We start from the raw sequence: 16,874 nt of genomic DNA, 5'->3' as shown, positions 1-16,874 counted from the left end.
ACAGCCCGCACACACTTTCCCCCGTTACCCTTGCGCGGTGCCTGACGACGACGCGATGACCTTCGACACGCGACCCGGTTCCCCCCGGCGTCCGCGCCGCCGCCGACCCCAGGACGAATCGCGGGCCATGCCGGTGCGCGGTGCGGCGCCGCCACGTGGCACCGAGCAACGAGCGCCACGGCCGTCGTCCGCCGACGCCGATGCCACCCAGGCGATGCCGGTCCGAGACCCGCGCCGACCGGTCCGACCGCAGCAGAACGCCCAAGCGTCGTATCCGCAGAACCCGCGTCCACAGCACGCCCGCGCAGCGGCCGCCGGTGCGCAGGGCGCACGGCGCGACCCCGACCGCACCCAGCAGTTCCAGGCCGGCGGCGCACCGGCGTCCGACCGCCCGCGTCGCCCCGGCCCCGACGACACCCAGCGCCTTCCGGTGGGTGGGCGCCCGGTGCGCTCCGGCGGACGCGGGTCGTCGGGCCCCCCGCCGCAGCGTCCCGGTTACGGGGGCGGCGACGGCACCCCGGCGCCGCGTCGACGCCGCCGCTGGCTCAAGTGGGTGCTGGTGCCGCTGCTGATCGTCGCGGTCTGGCTGGGCGCGCTGGTGTGGGCCGCGAACAGCGCGTGGAACAACGTCACCAAGGTCGACGCCCTGCCGACCAGCGAGCGTCCGGCCGCGGGCAAGGGTCACAACTACGTGCTCGTCGGATCCGACTCGCGTGCGGGTTTGACCAGCGAGGAGGCGAAGCGCCTCGGCACCGGCGGTTCCGGCATCGAGGGTCAGCGCACCGATTCGATCATGGTGCTGCACCTGCCCGACAGCGGTTCGCCGACCTTGGTGTCCCTCCCCCGCGACAGTTGGGTGGAGGTGCCCGGGCACCGCAAGAACAAGATCAACGCGTCGTACTCGCTGGGCGGTCCGAAGCTGCTCATCGAGACGGTCGAGAAGGCCACCAACCTGCGCATCGACGGCTACATGGAGATCGGTTTCGGCGGGTTCGCGAATGTCGTCGACGCGGTCGGTGGCGTGCGCATGTGCCTCGACAAGCCGATGAAGGACGACAAGGCCCACATCGACCTGCCGGCCGGGTGTCAGAACCTCGACGGCAAGAACGCGCTCGGCTATGTGCGCGCCCGCTACTCCGACCCGCTGGGCGACCTCGGCCGGGTCAAGCGCCAGCGCGAGTTCCTGTCGGCGCTCATGTCGAAGGTCTCCTCGCCGAGCAACCTGCTCGTGCCGTGGAACCTCAAGGGTGTCGGCGAGTCGGGCGCCCAGGGTCTGGCGGTGGACAAGGACATGGGTCCGATCACCGCGCTCAAGGTGGCCTGGGCGCTGAAGAACGTCACCTCGGGCGGTCAGTCGGTGCAGGTGCCGGTGTCGAACGCCGCCTACCCGACGTACGCCGGTGAAGCCGTGCTGTGGGACGACACGAAGGCGACCGCGCTGTTCGACGCGTTGCGGGGCGACCAGAGCCCGAACGTCCATCCCTGACGTCGCACTGAATTGAGGCTCCTTGGGCGTTCGCCCGGCGCTCCTTCGTCGCTGCCGTGCGAGCCCTCCCGCCTCGTGCGCCTTCCGCTGTGGTCAGGTCACCGCCACCACCGGCTTTGACGAGAGAAGGTGCCCCGTGTCCGAAGACACGGGGCACCTTCGTCGTCTGGTCAGCCTCAACGAAGCAACGAGCGCGCCATCACCATGCGCTGGATCTGGTTGGTGCCTTCGTAGATCTGGGTGATCTTGGCGTCGCGCATCATCCGCTCGACCGGGTGGTCCTTCACGTAGCCGGCGCCACCGAGCAACTGGACGGCGTCGGTGGTGACCTCCATCGCGACGTCGGCGGCGAAGCACTTGGCGGCGGCACCGAAGAAGCCGAGGTCCGCGTCGTCGCGCTCGGACTTCGCGGCGGCCACGTAGACCATCTGGCGGGCGGCCTCGAGCTTCATCGCCATGTCGCCGATCATGAACTGCAGGCCCTGGAACTCGGCGATCGCCTTGCCGAACTGCTTGCGCTCCTTGACGTAGCCGAGCGCGTAGTCGAGCGCGCCCTGGGCGATGCCGACGGCCTGTGCGCCGATGGTCACACGGGTGTGGTCGAGGGTGCGCAGCGCGATCTTCAGGCCCTCGCCCTCGGCACCGATCATGCGGTCGGCCGGGATGCGGACGTTGTCGAAGTGGAGCTCGCGGGTGGGCGAGCCCTTGATGCCGAGCTTGCGCTCCGGCTCGCCGAAGCCGAAGCCCTCGTCGTCCTTCTCGACCACGAACGCGGTGATGTTGCGGCCGCGCTCTCCGTCGGGGTCGGTCACCGCGAGCACCGTGTAGAACTGCGACACACCGGCATTGGTGATCCACGACTTCTGACCGTTGAGGATGAAGTGGTCGCCGTCCTTCTTGGCACGGGTCTTCATCGACGCCGTGTCGGAGCCCGCCTCACGCTCGGACAGGCCGTAGGAGAACATCGCCTCGCCACGCGCGACCGGCGGGAGGTACTTGGCCTTGACCTCCTCGGACGCGCCGAGGATGACCGGCATCGAGCCGAGCTTGTTGACGGCCGGGATCAGCGAGCTGGACGCGCAGGCGCGGGCGACTTCCTCGATGACGATGCAGGTGGCGAGGGCATCGGCGCCGACGCCGTCGTACTGCTCGGCGATGTGCGGGGCGTGGAAGTCGGCCGCGACGAGCGCGTCGAGCGCCGCCTGCGGGAACTCGCTCTTCTCGTCGACCTCGGCGGCGTGCGGCGCGATCTTGTCGTCGGCGACGGCTCGCACCGCCTCACGCAGCGCCTCGTGGTCCTCGGAGATCTTGAACAGGTCGAAATCAGTGTTTCCGGTCACAGGGTGATCCTACTTTCGCTGTACTTGCGGGTCATGGCGGCTCCGGGTCTGGTGGGCGTCAGTCGGCGAGCGCCGGCGCGACCTCGCGCTCGAACAACTCGATGCCCGACGTGTCGTGTGCGGCCTCGGCGAAGTAGGTGATCGCGTAGCTCATGCCCGCGTCCCGCAACTCCTTCAGGGTCGCCACGATCTTGTCGGGTGTGCCGACGGCGGGCTGGGTCGCGAGGTTCTCGCGCATCGCGGCGGCCTGCTCGGCGGGCAGCCCGCCCTTGATCTGGAGGTCTTCGACGAACGCGAGGCGGTCGGCGACCTCCTTGTCGGTGGCGCCGATGACGACGTTGTAGTTGGCCGACCGGGTGATCTGCGCGAAGTCGCGACCGATCGCGGTGCAGTGGTCCTGCAGCACCTGCGACTTGTGCCGGAAGCCCTCGAGGGTGCCGTCGAAGTTGGTGTAGTCGGCGTACTGCGCGGCGATCTTCAGCGTCACCTTCTCGCCGCCGCCGGCGACCCAGATCGGGATGCGGTTGGCCGCGCTGGTGGTCTGCACCGGCTGCGGGAAGCAGAGCGCGCCGTCGACCTGGTAGTGCTTTCCGTCGAGCGTCGCGGAGCCGGTGGTCCACATCTGGCGGAAGATCTCCACGCCCTCGCGCAGCCGGCCGAGCCGGTCACCGGCCGACGGGAACCCGTAGCCGTAGGCACGCCACTCGTGCTCGTACCAGCCGCCACCGATGCCCATCTCGACGCGTCCGCCGCTGATCGCGTCGATGGTCGCTGCGACCTTGGCCAGGTAGGTGGGTTCGCGGTAGCTCATGCAGGTGCACATCTGCCCCAGCCGCACCCGATCGGTCACTGCGGCGAAGGCCGACATGAGCGTCCACGCCTCGTGGGTCGCCTCCGGCAGTGCCTTCGGGGTGGTGTGGAAGTGGTCGTACACCCACGCCGACTCCCAGGTCGGGTTCGCGTCGAGGCGACGGGCGAGATCGGACATCACCTGCCAGTGCTGCTGCGTCTCGATACCGACGAGGTCGAGTCGCCAGCCCTGCGGGATGAACATGCCGAAGCGCATCGGGTTTCCTTCGATCGGGACGATTGGCCGACCCAACTCTAGGCACCGGACACCGGAGGTTCATCACCCGTCCAGTACCGATCGTCGGTGCCGAGGGCCCCGTGGTGGGTACGGTGTCGGCCATGTCAGAGACATCGTCGGCCGATCGGCCCGCACACATCGCCGTCGTCGGCACCGGCTACGTCGGTCTGTCGATCGCGGCGCTGCTCGCCCAGCGTCACCCGGTGGTCAACTTCGACATCGACGAGGCCCGGGTGGCCGGGTTGCGGCAAGGGCGCAGCCCGATCGTCGACGACGAGTTGGAGCAGATGCTCGCCGGGAGCACGCTCGACCTGAGGTTCACCACCGACAAGGACGACGCGTACCGGGGTGCGGAGTTCGTGGTGATCGCGACCCCGACCGACTACGACCCGCACACCAACTACTTCGACACGTCCTCGGTCGACGGTGTCATCCGCGACGTCACCCGCATCGCCCCCGACGCGGTGATGGTCGTGAAGTCGACGATCCCGGTCGGTTACGTGCTCGACGCCCGCGAGCGCCTCGGCACCGAGAACCTGTTGTTCTCACCGGAGTTCCTGCGTGAGGGCAAGGCGCTGCACGACAACCTGCACCCCTCGCGCATCGTCGTCGGGGAGAACAGTGACCGCGGTCGCCGGTTCGCCGACCTGCTGGTCGAGGCGAGTCTCGAACCCGACGTCGAGGTGCTGTTGACCGACCCGACCGAGGCCGAGGCGATCAAACTGTTCGCCAACACCTTCCTGGCGATGCGGGTCGCGTTCTTCAACGAACTCGACTCCTACGCGCTGACCCACGGCCTCAACACCCGCCAGATCATCGAGGGTGTCGGGCTCGACCCGCGCATCGGGCGCCACTACAACAACCCCTCGTTCGGGTACGGCGGCTACTGCCTGCCGAAGGACACCAAGCAGTTGCTGGCCAACTACCAGGACGTGCCGCAGACCCTCATCACCGCGATCGTCGACGCCAACCGCACCCGCAAGGACTTCGTCGCGACCGACATCGTGTCCCGTGCACCCAAGACCGTCGGCATCCACCGACTGATCATGAAGGCCGGATCGGACAACTTCCGTTCCAGCAGCGTGCAGGGAATCATGAAACGGTTGAAGGCCAAGGGAATTCCGGTGATCGTCTACGAACCCGAACTCGTCGACGACACCTTCTTCGGCTCCCGGGTCGAGCGCGACCTCGACACCTTCAAGGCGTCCGTCGACCTCATCGTCGCCAACCGGCTGGTGCCCGAGCTCGACGACGTCAAGGACAAGGTCTACACCCGCGACATCTTCGGCATCGACTCCTGATTCACCCGCCTCCCCGCAGACGCTGCTAGTCGCGGTCGGGGCCGGCGTCGCCGCCGATCTGGGCGCGCAGGCGGCGTCCCTTCTCGGTGGCCTCGGCCTTCAGCTTCTGCTGGAAGCGCTCCATCCGTTCGCGCAGCTTCGGGTCGGACGTGGCCAGGATGCGTGCCGCGAGCAAGCCGGCGTTGCGGGCGCCACCCACCGACACGGTGGCCACCGGCACACCGGCGGGCATCTGCACGATCGACAGCAGGGAGTCCATCCCGTCGAGATACTTCAGTGGCACCGGCACCCCGATGACCGGCAACGCGGTGACCGACGCGAGCATGCCGGGCAGGTGCGCTGCTCCCCCGGCGCCGGCGATGATCACCTGCAGCCCGCGGCCTGCGGCGCCACGCCCGTAGTCGATCATCTCGGTCGGCATCCGGTGCGCGGAGACGACGTCTACCTCGTGCGCGATGCCGAAGCTGCCGAGGGCTTCCGCCGCGGCCTGCATCACCGGCCAGTCGGAGTCGCTGCCCATCACGATGCCCACGACGGGCTTGCCGGGTTCGTTCATTCGGTCACCACTCCTTGCAGGTAGTCGGCGGCGTGTTGCGCCCGTTCGCGCAAGGCGTCGAGGTCGTCGCCGTAGACGTTGACGTGGCCGATCTTGCGGCCCGGACGCACACCTTTGCCGTACATGTGCACCTTGAGCCCCGGGTCGCGCGCCATCAGGTGCCGGTACGCCGGGTACAGCTCGGGGTAGTCACCGCCGAGCACGTTGCCCATCACCGTCCACCGGCTGCGAGCACGCGTGTCGCCGAGCGGAAGGTCGAGCACCGCACGCAGGTGCTGCTCGAACTGGCTGGTCACCGCGCCGTCCATCGTCCAGTGACCGCTGTTGTGCGGGCGCATCGCCAGTTCGTTGACGACGTAGTCGGGGCGGCCGTCGGCGCCGCGGATCTCGAAGACCTCCACGGCCATGACCCCGGTGACGTCGAGTTCGCGGGCGATCGTCAACGCGTCACCCGCGAGCCGCACCGCCAGGTCGTCGTCGAGCCCGGCGGCGGGAGCGATGACCTCGGTGCAGATGCCGTCGGTCTGCACGGTGTGCACCACCGGCCACACCGAGGCCTGGCCCGAGGGGCTGCGGGCCAGCAGCACGGAGAGTTCCCGTTCGAAGTTCACGGCCTGCTCGATGAGCAGTTCCTCACCGTCGCCCAGGCGGTCGAGCCAGGGCGCGGCATCGGCGAGCGACCGCGCGAGCAGAACGCCCTTGCCGTCGTAGCCGCCGCGCGGCGTCTTGAGCACCACCGGCCACCCGTGCTGCCCGGCGAACGCCTCGACCTCCCCCGCCGACCGGACGGCGGCCCACGCCGGGCACGGCACCCCGAGGTCGGTGAGGCGGCGCCGCATCACGAGTTTGTCCTGGGCGTGCACCAGCGCCTCGGGCTTCGGGTGCACCTCGACACCATCGGCCACCAGCGCCTGCAGGATCTCCTGGGGCACGTGTTCGTGGTCGAAGGTGACCACATCGCAGTGGGACGCGAACTCGCGGACGGCTTCGAGGTCGGTGTGTGCGCCGACCGGCGCGTGCGGAACGACCAGGGCGGCCGATGCGTCCGAGGATTCGGCAAGGACGCTGAGGGTGAGTCCCAGATTCACCGCGTACGGTGCGCACATCCTGGCCAATTGCCCACCCCCGACCACACCGACGATCGGAAAACCACCCGGGGTGCGCTGCGGAAGCGGATCGGAATTCACGGCGCCCACGATAGCGAGGTACCCATGTCGACCCATTACCCTCTCCATGTGCAGACCACCCATTCCGAGACGATCGTGCAGCGCCTGTGGCGTGAGGTCGCGAAGTTCGGAATCGTCGGGGCGATCAGCTTCGTGGTCGACATGGGCTTGTTCAACCTGCTGGTGACCGGTCCGATGGACTCCAAGATCACCACCGCCAAGATCGTCAGCGGCGCCGTTGCGACCGCGGTCGCGTGGATCGGAAACCGGTTCTGGACCTTCCGTCACCGCCGCAACCGTCCGGTGCACCACGAGGTGGCGCTCTTCTTCGCGGTCAACGGCATCGCCCTCGGCATCTCGGCGCTCTGGATCGCCTTCACCCACTATGTGCTGCACCTCGACGGTGCGTTCTGGCTGAACGTGAACGCGTTCATCGGCATCGGTCTCGGCACGCTGTTCCGGTTCTGGACCTACCGCCGGTTCGTGTTCGCCAGCGAACTCGACGAGGAAGGGCGCGACCCGTCCGACCTGGTCGTGGTCGAGCACCGGTCGGCGTCGGTCGACTGACCCGCGCCGGGTTCAACCGCGCTGTCAGCCCTCAGGGGTGCTGACCCGTTGCCGGTGGCTCGCCCGCCGACAGGAACAACGCGAACACCGCCGGCCGTGCGCTGCGCAACTCCAGCCGTCCGCCGGCAGCGTCGGCGAGGTCACGCGCCAGCCCCAGCCCGAGACCGGTGCCGCCGGTCGACACAGAGCGGTCGAACACCTTGGGCGCGATCGCCGGGTCGACTCCCTCGCCGCGGTCGCTGACCTCGACCACCACCGACGGGCCGCTGCGCCGGGCGCGCACCTCGACGGTGCCCGAGCCGTGCCGCAGGGCGTTCTCGAACAAGGTCGACAGGATCTGCGACAGGGAACTTCGGGTGATCACCACCCAGAGGCCACGCTCGCCGCTGACCAGCACCGAGCGCCGTGCGTCGGCGAAGGCCGGCTGGAACTCCCGTTGCAGCGCCGCGATCACGGAGTCGAGCGAGATCGCCGACATCGACGCGGTCGGGGTGCGTCGGGCCCGCTGCAGCAGTTCGTCGACGACGCCGTTGAGCCGCTCGACCTGCGCGATGCCGACCTTTGCCTCTTCGTGCGCCGCGCTGAGATCGTGCGACATCGAGATCTCCTCCAGCCGCATCAGCAGCGCGGTGAGCGGGGTGCGCAACTGGTGACTGGCGTCGGAGGCGAACTCCCGCTCGGAGGCGAGCGACCGGGTGAGCTCGCCGGTGCGTCGCTCGAAGACCTGGGAGATGCGGTTGATCTCGTCGATGTCGGTGCGCAGCGGCCGGAAGACCGCTGAACCGTCACCGACGAGTTCGGCCTGTGCGGCCAACTGCTGCACGGGCTCGGAGATCTCCCGGGCGGTGCGACGCGCGAACCAGTAACCGACCGCCACGGCCGCGATGCACAGACCGGCGATTCCGAGCCGGCGCCACCACCCGGCGGCGAACAGCATGCCGGGCACCGCCACGATCGACAGCGCGATCAGCACCGTTGCGGTGGCTTGGCGAACCAGCTTCTGCTGCAAGGGTTTTCAGCCCTCGTCCGGCGCCTCGAACCGGAACCCGACGCCGCGAACCGTGGTGATGAACCGGGGGTCGGACGCGTCGTCGCCGAGTTTGCGGCGCAGCACCGACACGTGCATGTCGAGGGTTTTGGTCGACCCGAACCACGCGGTGTCCCACACCTCGCGCATCAGTTGCTCCCGGGCGACGACCTTGCCCTGCTCGCGCACGAGCACCCGCAGCAGGTCGAACTCCTTGGCGGTGAGCTGCAGCTCCTCCGCACCGAAGAAGGCCCGGCGGGCCTCGGGGTCGATGCGCACCAGCGGCGCGCTGACCAGGTCGGGCGGCGAGCGTCGCAGCAACGCCCGGGCTCTGGCGAGCAACTCGGCCAGCCGGAACGGCTTGGTGACGTAGTCATCGGCGCCCGCATCGAGCCCGACGACCGTGTCGACCTCGTCGGCCCGGGCGGTGAGGATCAGCACCGGCACGGTGTAACCCTCCGAGCGCAGGGTGCGACACACCTCGAGCCCGTCCATCGTGGGCAGGCCGAGGTCGAGGATCAGCAGATCGGGCGTCTCGCGGCCGCCTTCGAGGGCCGAGCGGCCGTCTTCGCGGATGTCGACGTCGTAGCCCTCCCTGCGTAGAGCGCGCGCCAACGGCTCGGAGATCGCGGCGTCGTCTTCGGCGAGGAGGACTCGAGTCATGGAGGGGATCGTATCCGTCGGCACCGACGCGGGCACCGGCTCAGGCCCCGGGCCAGCGCGGCGCGCGCTTCTCGGCGAACGCGCGCACGCCCTCGGCCCGGTCGGGCGAGAACGCAGTGGCCCGCCAGCACGCATCCTCGATCTCCAGACCGGCGTGCAGGTCGGCGTCGGCGCCGAGGCGCATCGCCTTCTTCGCGTTGCGCAGCCCGATCGGGGAGTTCTCGGCGATCTGCTCGGCGAGTTCGAGTGCGCGGTCGCGGGCCTGGCCGGCGGGCACGAGTTCCTCGACGAAACCGAGTTCGGCGGCCCGCGCTGCGGTGAACTTCTGCGCCGAGAAGATCGCGCGAGCGGCCTTGCCCCATCCGATGCGGCGCTGCAGCAACTGGGTGCCGCCGCCTCCGGGGATCACCCCGACCGACACCTCGGGCAGACCGAGGGTGGCCGACTCGCCCGCCACGATGATGTCGCACGACAACGCGATCTCCGACCCGCCACCGAGCGCGAACCCGTCGACCGCGGCGATCGTCGGCATCGGCAGGTCGAGCACACCGGTGTATGCGGCGCGGGCGATCGGGCGCTGAGCGATGAGGTCGGCGTCGGAGAACCCGTTGCGTTCCTTCAGGTCGGCCCCGACACAGAACGCCTTCTCGTGCGAACTGGTGACGACCACGCACCGCACCTGCGGGTCGGCCGCGAGCTCCCGGGTGGCGTCACCGAGTTCCTGCGCCATCGCGGTGGAGATCGCGTTCATCGCCTCCGGCCGGTCGAGCACGATTTCGGCGACGTGTCCCTCGCCCTCCCGTCGGACGGTGATCATGAGGTCGGTTCCTCCTGGGTGGCTGAAGTCGGTGACTCGTCGTCGGCCGACTGCGGGTCGGCGTGGGTGTGGGTGTGGCTGCCGGTGCGACTCACCGCGGCGGCTCGCACGTCGCCGACACCGGCGAGCGTGACGGGGCCGACGTCGAACACGTCGATGCCCTCGATGCGGCGCAGCACCTCGGCCGTGTCACCGTCGACCAGCACCTCTCCGGGAGCGGCGTGGCCAGTCAACCTGCTGGCCCGGTTCACCGTGTTGCCGTAGACGTCACCCTGACGGGCGAGCACGCGTCCGGTGGCCATCCCGACCCGGATGCGTTGCAGCAGCGGGTCGCGTTCGACGGCCTCGACGAGGTCGAAGGCGATCTGGGTGGCGCCGGCGACGGTGCGGTGGGTGAACAGCACCTCGTCGCCGACCGTCTTGACGATCGCGCCGCCTGCGAGCGCCACGACGTCCGACACCAAGCTCTCGAAGCGGATGACCAGCAGCGCGAGATCACGCTCGCTCATCGAGCGGACGCGGCGGGTGAAGTTGACCAGGTCGGCGAAGCCCACAGTGCGCACCACACCGACGTGCGAATCGGGTTCGGCGTCGGCCACCATGCGCGCGATCGAGTTGGCGATATTGCGGCGGGTGACGTACTCGACCAGCGGCACGACTTCCTCGCTGACCTGCACCATGCGTTCGGCGACGTCACCGGCGCGGGTGGTGTCGACCTCGAAGCCCTCGTCGGCCAGCATCATGTCGCTGATCAGTTGCAGCAACCACATCGCCATCCGGTCGGTGCTGCGACCGACCGCCCGAGCGATACCGATGGCGGTCTGTTCGGTGAGCAGGCCGCTGCGCACCATCGCCACCATGGCCTTGACCGCTTCGACGTCCTGCTGGTTGAACACCACGTCGTCGTCGCGGGCGTTGGCGAACCCGAGCGCACGCCACAGGTTGCGCGAGAAGGTCTCGTCGACACCGGCCAGCGCGCTGACCTCGGCCCGGCGCAGCGTGCGCGGGCTGCCGAGCAACTGCTCCTCGATCTGGTCGACGAAGCGGGCACGGTCGGCGGGCCGTGCCCGCGACGGCACCTGCCCGGGTAGCCCGTCGGACGGCGGCGCCGGGCGCACGTGCACGATGTCACCGACGCTGTGCGGCACCCGTTCGCCGTCCTGGTCGAGCACGAGACGCCCCAACTCGTCGATGTCGACAGCTACACCGTTGACGTCGCCGGCCTGCGCGCTACTGACCTTCACGAACTGTCCGACCGTCACGCAGGAGTTGCGGTACTCGTTGTCGAGGACCGTTGTGTGCCAAGCATTTTCGACCTCGACCAGCTCGTTCAGAATCTGAACGATGAGGGTCTCCCGGTCGACACAGACCCCGTTGAGGAACAGCGACGTCGCCGCGTCGGACGGTAGCTCCTGCTCCTTCTGCCACACGTTCAGGCCGATCCCGATCACCACCATCGGGGTGGCCCCGGCGACCGCCTCACACAGAATGCCGCCCACCTTGCGCCACGATCCCGAGGCCGTGCAGATCAGCACGTCGTTCGGCCATTTGAGCCCGACGTCGAGCTGGGTGAGTCGGCGCAGTGCGCGCCGCACGGCCACACCGACCAGCAGCGGCACCCACCCCCAGCGCGCGGTGTCGGCCGGCAACGGCATCGACGCCGACAACGCGATGCTCGTGCCTTCGGGCGCCTGCCACTGCCGGTCGAGACGTCCGCGGCCGGCCGTCTGGAAGTTGGCGATCACCACCCGCCACGGACGCGGGTCGGCGGACAGGACCGCGTTCGTCGACTCGACACGGTCGAGCACTTGCAGGTCGGACCAGGGCCCGGAGGGCAGGCGTTGCCGAAGCCGCTCGGACTCCAGGACAGGTGCCATACGGTCAAGGCTATTGTCTGTTCCCATGACGGGTAAGGCAGGTCACACTTCAGCAGCCGAGGCAGGGTCCGGCGACGCTCCCGCAATCGACATCCACACCACCGCAGGACGGCTCGCTGACCTGCAGCAGCGCATCGACGAAGCGGTGCACGCCGGCAGTGCGAAGGCGGTCGAGAAGCAGCACGCCAAGGGCAAGAAGACCGCTCGCGAACGCATCGAGGCGCTGCTCGACGAGGGATCGTTCGTCGAGCTCGACGCGCTCGCGCGGCACCGCTCCACCGCGTTCGGCCAGCAGAAGCACCGTCCGTACGGCGACGGTGTGGTGAGCGGTTACGGCACGGTCGACGGCCGCACGGTCTGCGTGTTCAGCCAGGACTTCACCGTGTTCGGTGGATCACTGGGTGAGGTCTTCGGCGAGAAGATCGTCAAGGTCATGGACCTCGCGATGAAGATCGGCTGCCCCGTGATCGGCATCAACGACTCCGGTGGCGCCCGCATCCAGGAGGGCGTCGTCGCCCTCGGTCTCTACGCCGAGATCTTCCGCCGCAACGTGCGCGCCTCGGGTGTCATCCCCCAGATCTCGCTGATCATGGGTCCGTGCGCCGGCGGCGCCGTCTACTCCCCCGCGATCACAGACTTCACGGTGATGGTCGACCAGACCTCGCACATGTTCATCACCGGCCCCGACGTCATCAAGACGGTCACCGGCGAAGACGTCGGCTTCGAGGAACTCGGCGGTGCCCGCACCCACAACAGCCGCAGCGGTGTCGCCCACTACATGGGCAGCGACGAGGACGACGCGATCGCATACGTGAAGTCGCTGCTGAGCTACCTGCCGCCGAACAACCTCGACCCGGGCGAGAGCTTCGAGGGCGTCGACGAGGCCGACCTGGTGGTCAACGAGGCCGACCAGGAACTCGACACGATCGTGCCCGACTCCGCGAACATGCCCTACGACATCGTCACGGTCATCGAACACGTCTGTGACGACGCCGAATTCGTGCAGGTGCAGGAGTTGTTCGCACCCAACATCGTGTGCGGTTTCGGGCGCGTCGACGGCCAGACGGTCGGTGTCGTCGCCAACCAGCCGATGCAGTTGGCCGGCACCCTCGACATCAACGCCTCGGAGAAGGCGGCGCGGTTCGTGCGCACCTGCGACGCGTTCAACATCCCGATCCTCACCTTCGTCGACGTGCCCGGCTTCCTGCCCGGCACCGACCAGGAGTGGGGCGGCATCATCCGCCGCGGCGCGAAGTTGCTGTACGCGTACGCCGAGGCGACCGTCCCGCTGGTCACCGTCATCACCCGCAAGGCCTACGGCGGCGCCTACGACGTCATGGGCTCCAAGCACCTCGGCGCCGACATCAACCTCGCCTGGCCGACCGCGCAGATCGCCGTGATGGGCGCTCAGGGCGCGGCAAACATCCTGTACCGCAAGCAGATTGCCGCCGTCGCTGCCGAGACCGACAACGACACCGCAGCCGTCGAGCAGCGTCGCCAGGAGCTGATCCAGGAGTACGAGGACACCCTCGCCAACCCCTACATCGCGGCCGAGCGCGGGTACGTCGACGCGGTCATCGCGCCGTCCGAGACGCGTGTACAGGTGATCCGGGCGTTGCGGGCGTTGCGCACCAAGCGCGAGAGCCTGCCGCCGAAGAAGCACGGGAACATCCCGCTGTGAGCGCCGCGTCGAGTGCGGAGTCGAGTGCGGAGTCGAATGCGGAGTCCGCGCAGCAGTCCGCTGCTGCGGTCGCGTCGTCGATCCGGTTCGTGACGCAGAGTGTCACCGCCGAGGAGGTGGCGGCCGTCGTCGCCGTGCTGTCGGCCGCCGGCGGTGGCGCGGAGGCCCCGCAGCGCCGGTCCGACTGGGCCGGACGCGCGCGGGTCGGCTGGCGCAGCAGCGGACTGCCGAACGCGAGGTTCGTGATGAGCCTCCCCCGCTGACCCTCCGTCCGCCCGCACATCCCTCTTCGCCCGCCCCTCCGCAGACCGCCTCCCCGCAAACGCTGCGTTTGCGGGGTTTTCCGGGCGGTTCGGGCGTGCTCGGTCAGCCGGTGGGGGCGAGCTTCGCGTCGGCCTGCGCCCGTCCGACGAGCGTGGTCGCCGTCCCCCAGACCAGCATCACCCCGACGAGCGCGCCCATCGCGAACAGGAAGTCGCCGCGGGCGCCGCACAACGCACCGATCGCGACCGGACCGCACGCGGCGAGCAGGTAGCCGACGCCCTGACCGATCGCCGAGGTGGCGGGCACGTCGGCCGGTTCGACCTGGCCCGCGATGGCCGAGAGCGCAACCGCGAGAGCCGGCCCCTGGCACAGGCCGCACAGCAGCACCCCGATGCCGGCGGCGATCGTGCCGCAGACCAGCAGAACCAGGCCGAGCGCGAAGCCGGCGGTGAGCGCCATGACGATTGTGGTGCGCCGGTGGGAACCGAGGATCAGCCCACCGAGCAACGAACCCGGCATGCCGAGCAGGCTGAAGATGCCGAGCGCGGTGCCGGCCGCTCCGGTGCTCCACCCCTGACCGTGCAACAGCGTCGGCAGCCAGTTGACCAGTGAGAAGAAGACCAGCGATTGCAGGCCCATCACCAGCACGATCCCCCAGGTGATCGGCCGGTTCAGCACCGTCCGCATCCGGGTGACGGCCGGACGCGGCTGCGCGCGGTCGGGTGCCGCGCCGCGCGCGGCGAGCACCCATACGACGAGCACCAGCACCGCCGGCACGAGCCAGATGCCGATCGCCCAGGTTCACGACCACCCGGCACCGTCGACCAGCGGCCGGGTGAGGAAAGCGCCGGTCGCGCCGCTGACCTGGATCATCACCGTGTAGCGGCCCATCACCTTCGACAGTGACCGGGCGAAGTGGGCGCGGGCGATCGCGGGGATCACCACGTTGGCCATCGCGATTCCGAGGCCGATGAGCAGGGTGCCGGCGAAGAACGGTTCGGCGGCGTGCACCAAGCGCACCGCGAGCCCCACGCAGATCGCCGCGAGCGCGACGCCGAGCGTGCATTCGATGCCGACACGTGCCGCGAGCAACGGTGTGACACAAGCGAACACACCGAAGCAGACCACCGGCAACGTGGTGACCAGGCCGGCGGCGGTGGCACTCAGCGACAGGTCGTCGCGCACGAGCGCGAGGGCCGGCGGCACGCTGGTGATCGGGCCGCGGATGACGAAGGTGGCCAACAACAGGGCGGCGAGCAGCCCGGGCGCCACGAGTCGTCTCACCCGCGCGAGTCTATGGACCGCGCCGTGGTCACGACCGCCCGAGCCGGGTCCGAATCTGCCTGGAAGGTGGGGCCGTCGACGGGCTAGGTTCGAGATCGTGACTTCGAACCGCGAATACACCGACATCGACCGGATCGCCGACGCCCACCACGACGCGTCCGTCGCCCTCAGCCCGATCAGCGCCACCTACCTGGGCGTTCCGGGAGCCGACGATCGGCTCGACGACTTCTCCCCCGCCGGTTGGGCGGCCAAGGCCGACCTCGCCCGCAACACCCTCGCCGAGCTCGACTCGGTGCAACCTGTCGACGACGTCGACCGGGTCACCGTGTCGGCGCTGCGCGAGCGGCTCGGGCTCGAGGTGGAGGCGCACGAGGCCGGCATTCGCACCTCGTCGCTCAACGTCATCGCCTCGCCTCTGCAGGAGGTGCGCGACATCTTCGACCTGATGCCCACCGACACCGACGAACAGGTCGCCATCATCGGACGCCGGATGGCGGCGATGCCGAAGGCGCTCGACCAGTGGTTCGAGTCGCTCGCCGAAGGTGTCTCCCGCGGCGACGTGGCGGCACGCCGCCAGGTCGAGGCCTGCATCAAGCAGACCGAGGACCACACCGCCGACGACGGCTACTTCACGACGTACGCCGCACAGCACCCCGCGATCGCCGACCAGATCGCCACTGCGGCACAGGCTTACGCCGACGCCGGCCGACGCCTGCGCGAGGAGGTGCTGCCGCACGCACCGGAGCAGGACGGCTGCGGCCGCGACCGCTACCCGCTGTTCAGCCGGGAGTTCCTCGGCGCTGCGATCGACCTCGAGGAGACGTACGCCTGGGGCCAGGAGGAGCTGGCGCGGATCACCGCCGACATGCAACGGGTGGCCGAACAGATCAAGCCGGGCGCGAGCGTCAAGGAGGCGACCGCCGCACTCGACGCCGACCCGAAGTACCAGTTGCACGGCACCGACGCGCTGCAGCGGTGGATGCAGGAGAAGGCCGACGAGGCGATCCGCGAACTCGACGGTGCCCACTTCGACGTGCCGGAACCCGTCCGCACCATCGAGTGCATGATCGCGCCGACCCAGTCGGGCGGCATCTACTACACCGGGCCGTCCGACGACTTCAGCCGTCCCGGACGCATGTGGTGGTCGGTGCCGAAGGGTGTCACCGAGTTCGGCACCTGGCGTGAGCTCACGACGGTCTACCACGAGGGTGTGCCCGGCCATCACCTCCAGGTGGCGCAGACGATGTTCCGCCGCGAACTGCTCAACAAGTGGCGCCGGATGGACGCCTGGACCTCCGGTCACGGCGAGGGCTGGGCGCTCTACGCCGAGCGGCTGATGGACGAACTCGGTTATCTCGACGACCCCGGCAACCGGATGGGCATGCTCGACGGTCAGTCGCTGCGCGCCGCCCGCGTGGTGCTCGACATCGGTGTGCACTGCGGTTTCGAGGCACCGGCCGAGGTGGGCGGTGGCGACTGGACCTACGACAAGGCGTGGGCCTTCTTGAACAACCACTGCGACATGGACGAGGGCTTCCTGCGGTTCGAACTCGACCGCTACCTCGGCTGGCCGGGCCAGGCACCCGCGTACAAGGTCGGCGAGCGCCTGTGGATGCAGTTGCGCGAGGAGGTTGCCCAGCGCGAGGGCGACGCGTTCGACCTCAAGGCGTTCCACCGCCGCGCGCTCGACATCGGCAGCGTCGGACTCGACACCCTGCGGGGGGCGGTGCTCGGCTGAGCCGGCGAGCGGCATACTGA

General features: G+C 69.2%; 14 protein-coding genes and 1 pseudogene. 6 read left to right on the top strand and 9 right to left on the bottom strand.

The annotated features are described in order from the left end of the window. The first annotated feature begins 37 nt into the window (after positions 1-37). The gene (locus DFJ65_RS18035; RefSeq protein ID WP_245950082.1) at positions 38-1,486 is read left to right on the top strand and encodes an LCP family protein; all 1,449 of its coding nucleotides are present in this window, start codon (positions 38-40) and stop codon (positions 1,484-1,486) included. A 176-nt stretch (positions 1,487-1,662) separates the two neighbouring features. Here DFJ65_RS18035 and DFJ65_RS07190 read toward each other — a convergent pair whose 3' ends face one another. Both DFJ65_RS07190 and DFJ65_RS07185 read right to left on the bottom strand, forming a co-directional pair. Further along, positions 1,663-2,826: an acyl-CoA dehydrogenase family protein gene (locus DFJ65_RS07190; protein ID WP_115922441.1), complete on the bottom strand. Its 1,164-nt coding sequence runs from the start codon at positions 2,824-2,826 to the stop codon at positions 1,663-1,665. A 58-nt stretch (positions 2,827-2,884) separates the two neighbouring features. Beyond that, positions 2,885-3,892, bottom strand: coding sequence for an LLM class F420-dependent oxidoreductase (locus DFJ65_RS07185; protein ID WP_115922440.1), 1,008 nt, complete (start codon positions 3,890-3,892; stop codon positions 2,885-2,887). A gap of 122 nt (positions 3,893-4,014) precedes the next feature. Here DFJ65_RS07185 and DFJ65_RS07180 point away from each other — a divergent pair, with 122 nt between their 5' ends. Beyond that, the gene (locus tag DFJ65_RS07180; RefSeq protein ID WP_115924166.1) at positions 4,015-5,214 is read left to right on the top strand and encodes a nucleotide sugar dehydrogenase; all 1,200 of its coding nucleotides are present in this window, start codon (positions 4,015-4,017) and stop codon (positions 5,212-5,214) included. Between the two features lie 25 nt (positions 5,215-5,239). On the opposite strand, the gene purE is transcribed toward DFJ65_RS07180, so the two are convergent. After that, positions 5,240-5,770 carry a 5-(carboxyamino)imidazole ribonucleotide mutase gene (purE, locus tag DFJ65_RS07175; RefSeq protein WP_115922439.1) on the bottom strand — a complete coding sequence of 177 codons (531 nt, stop codon included), beginning with the start codon at positions 5,768-5,770 and terminating at the stop codon, positions 5,240-5,242. Beyond that, the gene (locus DFJ65_RS07170; RefSeq protein ID WP_115922438.1) at positions 5,767-6,993 is read right to left on the bottom strand and encodes a 5-(carboxyamino)imidazole ribonucleotide synthase; all 1,227 of its coding nucleotides are present in this window, start codon (positions 6,991-6,993) and stop codon (positions 5,767-5,769) included. Before DFJ65_RS07170 ends, purE begins: the two co-directional genes overlap by 4 nt. Positions 6,994-7,005: 12 nt before the next feature. Here DFJ65_RS07170 and DFJ65_RS07165 point away from each other — a divergent pair, with 12 nt between their 5' ends. Further along, positions 7,006-7,503: a GtrA family protein gene (locus DFJ65_RS07165; RefSeq protein ID WP_245950080.1), complete on the top strand. Its 498-nt coding sequence runs from the start codon at positions 7,006-7,008 to the stop codon at positions 7,501-7,503. A gap of 31 nt (positions 7,504-7,534) precedes the next feature. Here the strand turns inward: DFJ65_RS07165 and DFJ65_RS07160 are convergent, their stop codons facing one another. Genes DFJ65_RS07160 through DFJ65_RS07145 form a run of 4 tightly spaced genes read right to left on the bottom strand, consistent with a single transcriptional unit; the run spans position 7,535 to position 11,887 of the window. Continuing rightward, positions 7,535-8,512: a sensor histidine kinase gene (locus DFJ65_RS07160; RefSeq protein ID WP_245950078.1), complete on the bottom strand. Its 978-nt coding sequence runs from the start codon at positions 8,510-8,512 to the stop codon at positions 7,535-7,537. A gap of 6 nt (positions 8,513-8,518) precedes the next feature. Beyond that, on the bottom strand, positions 8,519-9,193 hold the full coding sequence (locus DFJ65_RS07155) for a response regulator transcription factor (protein ID WP_115922437.1): 675 nt from the start codon (positions 9,191-9,193) through the stop codon (positions 8,519-8,521). A 40-nt stretch (positions 9,194-9,233) separates the two neighbouring features. After that, positions 9,234-10,010: an enoyl-CoA hydratase/isomerase family protein gene (locus DFJ65_RS07150; RefSeq protein ID WP_115922436.1), complete on the bottom strand. Its 777-nt coding sequence runs from the start codon at positions 10,008-10,010 to the stop codon at positions 9,234-9,236. Next, a complete protein-coding gene (locus tag DFJ65_RS07145) occupies positions 10,007-11,887 on the bottom strand; it encodes a biotin--[acetyl-CoA-carboxylase] ligase (RefSeq protein ID WP_170144023.1) in 1,881 nt (626 codons plus the stop codon). The genes DFJ65_RS07150 and DFJ65_RS07145 overlap by 4 nt, the downstream gene beginning before the upstream one ends. Before the next feature lie 25 nt (positions 11,888-11,912). Between DFJ65_RS07145 and DFJ65_RS07140 the strand changes: the two genes are divergently transcribed. After that, on the top strand, positions 11,913-13,568 hold the full coding sequence (locus tag DFJ65_RS07140) for an acyl-CoA carboxylase subunit beta (protein WP_115922434.1): 1,656 nt from the start codon (positions 11,913-11,915) through the stop codon (positions 13,566-13,568). Then, positions 13,565-13,831: an acyl-CoA carboxylase epsilon subunit gene (locus tag DFJ65_RS07135; RefSeq protein WP_211308383.1), complete on the top strand. Its 267-nt coding sequence runs from the start codon at positions 13,565-13,567 to the stop codon at positions 13,829-13,831. Before DFJ65_RS07140 ends, DFJ65_RS07135 begins: the two co-directional genes overlap by 4 nt. A 103-nt stretch (positions 13,832-13,934) precedes the next feature. Here DFJ65_RS07135 and DFJ65_RS18030 read toward each other — a convergent pair. After that, positions 13,935-15,104: pseudogene (locus DFJ65_RS18030) on the bottom strand (MFS transporter). Positions 15,105-15,213: 109 nt separating this feature from the next. Here DFJ65_RS18030 and DFJ65_RS07120 point away from each other — a divergent pair. Beyond that, positions 15,214-16,854 (top strand): DUF885 domain-containing protein, encoded by a 1,641-nt coding sequence (locus DFJ65_RS07120; protein WP_425452966.1) that lies wholly within the window; start codon positions 15,214-15,216, stop codon positions 16,852-16,854. The last annotated feature ends 20 nt before the right edge of the window (positions 16,855-16,874 follow it).

The organism is Calidifontibacter indicus (assembly GCF_003386865.1).
GTDB lineage: Bacteria > Actinomycetota > Actinomycetes > Actinomycetales > Dermatophilaceae > Yimella > Yimella indica.
The sequence above is the reverse complement of the archived record's forward strand: the minus strand, read 5'-3'. Positions and strand labels throughout refer to the sequence as shown.